Genomic DNA, 2,667 nt, shown 5'->3' with positions numbered 1-2,667 from the left:
CGTCAGCGAGGATTGAGCGAACCCCGCGGCCGACGAAGGAGGTCGCGACGGGTGAGACGAAATCCAGTGAGTCGAGCGGCAGCCGCAACCCGGGGTCGAGGTGTGCGGGCACGTCGCCGCCATCTCGATACGCCGGGTCTCGCTGCGCTCGCCCCGACTACTCGATGACCAACCCGCGCGGGGTGCGACCGGCGACTATGTCGCCGTCGGTGACTCCAGGGGCGTCGCGTTGCGGGCGAGCAGCCAGATCATCGCCGACCACGAGGCGATGCGGAGCGGCCAGCCGAGGCCGTAGCGCAGTCCGGCGATGACGGCGACCGCGACCTCGACGTCGATCACGTCGCGCCACCCGAGCACCCAGACCGGTCCTTGCAGGAGCACGCCGACGGCGCCGGGTGCGGCCAGGAGGACCGTGAGGCGCGAGCACAGCTTGACGATCTGCTTGTCGTGGTGCCAAGCGGTCGGGTCTCCGGTGACGCTGCCGACCATGAACCCGACCACCGGCCAGCCGGCCACCGCCGAGCCGACCAGCAGGACCGTGTAGACGAGGCTGTAGATGATGCCTGGCAGGAAGAAGGCCAGCGCCTGGTCGGACTCCGAGCCGCCCGAGCTGGCGGCGATCCGGATGAAGACGAAGCCGATCCCGATCGAGAACAGCGCGTTGAAGACGTACTGGAGCGGTCCACGCTCGCGCAGGCGCAGCACCGCGGCCACGCCGACCGCGACCAGGCTGAGGATCAGCGCGAGCTGGACGTCCTTGGTGGGCAGCCACACGGCGGTGAACAGGATGCCGGGGACACCGGCCTCGATCATGCCTCGTCGCCCACCCAGGGCGGTGGACATCTGGCTGCGGACGAGCGCCTCGACCGTGGCGACGGTGGGAGCCTCGTGGGTCTCGTTCTCGCTCACGACATCAGCTCGTAGCGGGGGTTGTAGACGATCCGGACGCCCTCGTGCACACCGATCCGACCCCGCACCCGCATCGAACGGCCGGGGTCGATCCCGGCGATGCGCCGACGACCCAACCACACGAGCGTGATGACGCCCGAGCCGTCGTACAGCTCGGCCTCGAGTGCCGGCACGCCGCCGCGAGGACGGACCGTCAGCGAACGGATCGTGCCCTTCAGGGTGACCAGGGTGCGGTCGACGGCCTCGCCGATGCACACGTCACCGTCACCGACGTACTGCGCGCGGAGGTCGCGTGCGTGCTGGTCGCTGTTGTTGGCCCACTTGCTGATCGTGCGGCGCAACCTGCTCTTCTCGACCACGACTGGCGTGCTCCTCGTGCTCGGACCGGTCAGGAGACCGGTGGGTTCACCCGGCGTGCGTGGTCGGGCAGGATCAGCGGGAGCGGCTCGCCGACGGGCAGCGGGTTGCCACCGCGCTGGACGGCGACCCGGGTCAGGACGTCCTCCCAGTCGGCGGCGTTGTCGGGGTCGATCGCGGGGCGGCCCAGCAGGGTCGCGCGCAGGAGCCAGCGCGTGCCGTTGATGCCGACGATCCGCGACGGCTGCGTGACGACACCCTCGGGACGCTGGACCTTCATCTGGCACATCAGCTCGGTGCCGAAGCGACCCTCACGCTCGGTGGCCGTGCCACCGCGCTGGGCGGTGTCGGCGGCGATCTGCGGACGGACCTCTGCCCACAGGTCGCCGTTTCGGGGAGCGGCGAAGGCGCGCAGCTCGAGAGCACCGTCGGCGCCGGCGAGCATGACCGACTGCACGTTGCCGGTGGACTCGTCGACCTGCAGGCGCAGCTCGCGACCCTCCTCAGGACCGATGAGCAACGAGCCGAGGTCGACCCGCTCGACACCGTCGTCGGGCAGGGCCTCGGCGTCGTAGGGGCCGGCGGGCACCGACTCGGCGGAGCTCGCGGGGTCGGCGCTCGCCGCGGCTTCCTCGGTGCCCGTGGCGTCCGGGACGTCGGTGGCGGACTTGCGGCGGAACTTCACGAACTCACTCCTCGACAGGTACAGCTGGTTGCGACGGACCCGCGGATGCGAATCCCCCAGTAGAACCGTAGCCCCCGTCGCCACGTTCTGAGTCAGGGAGTCGATCGACCTCCTCGAAGACCGCCCGTTCGACCCGCTGGATGACGAGCTGGGCGATCCGGTCTCCCCGACACAGCGAGACCGACTCGCTCGGGTCCTGGTTGATGAGCAGCACCTGGACCTCGCCGCGGTAGCCCGCGTCGACGGTGCCCGGCGTGTTCACGATCGAGAGCCCGTGACGCACCGCGAGGCCCGAGCGCGGGTGCACGAGGGCGACGTAGCCCTCGGGCAGCGCGAGCGCGATCCCGGTCGGCACGAGCGCTCGCTCCCCCGGGGCCAGGGTCACGTCGCGGGTCGTCATCAGGTCGGCCCCGGCGTCCCCGGCTCGGGCGTAGGCCGGCAGCGGGAGGTCGGGGTCGAGCCGGACCACCTGGACGGGCAGGTTCTGGGTCACGCCCGGGACCCTAGAGCACCCGTCGTCGACAGCCTGGGAGCAGGTGGGAGAATCGAGGGGTGATCACAACGACCCCCAGCCACGCCTACCGCGAGCGGCTGCACGTCCCGCTGCGCTGGTGGGTGCAGGGCGTCATGCTCGTCGCGACGCTGTGGCTCGCCCTGGTCGTGGCCATCCCCGGTGTCGTCGCCTGGACGGTCACCGCACTGTGCCTGGCCCTGCT

At 71.1% G+C, this 2,667-nt stretch carries 4 protein-coding genes; all 4 read right to left on the bottom strand.

The annotated features are described in order from the left end of the window. Positions 1-195: 195 nt before the first annotated feature. Genes VOI19_RS17820 through dut form a run of 4 tightly spaced genes read right to left on the bottom strand, consistent with a single transcriptional unit; the run spans position 196 to position 2,444 of the window. Positions 196-909, bottom strand: a complete 714-nt coding sequence (locus VOI19_RS17820; protein WP_323794288.1) for a DUF3159 domain-containing protein — start codon at positions 907-909, stop codon at positions 196-198. Beyond that, the gene (locus tag VOI19_RS17815) at positions 906-1,268 is read right to left on the bottom strand and encodes an OB-fold nucleic acid binding domain-containing protein (RefSeq protein WP_323794287.1); all 363 of its coding nucleotides are present in this window, start codon (positions 1,266-1,268) and stop codon (positions 906-908) included. The genes VOI19_RS17820 and VOI19_RS17815 overlap by 4 nt, the downstream gene beginning before the upstream one ends. A gap of 29 nt (positions 1,269-1,297) precedes the next feature. Continuing rightward, positions 1,298-1,951, bottom strand: coding sequence for a DUF3710 domain-containing protein (locus VOI19_RS17810; protein ID WP_323794286.1), 654 nt, complete (start codon positions 1,949-1,951; stop codon positions 1,298-1,300). A 4-nt stretch (positions 1,952-1,955) separates the two neighbouring features. Further along, complete coding sequence (gene dut, locus VOI19_RS17805; RefSeq protein ID WP_323794285.1) at positions 1,956-2,444, bottom strand: dUTP diphosphatase; 489 nt, start codon at positions 2,442-2,444, stop codon at positions 1,956-1,958. Between the last annotated feature and the right edge of the window lie 223 nt (positions 2,445-2,667).

The sequence above is a fragment of the Nocardioides sp. genome (assembly GCF_034670285.1).
Classification (GTDB): Bacteria; Actinomycetota; Actinomycetes; order Propionibacteriales; family Nocardioidaceae; genus Nocardioides.
Note: the sequence above shows the minus strand (reverse complement) of the source record. Positions and strands in the feature narration are given on the sequence as shown.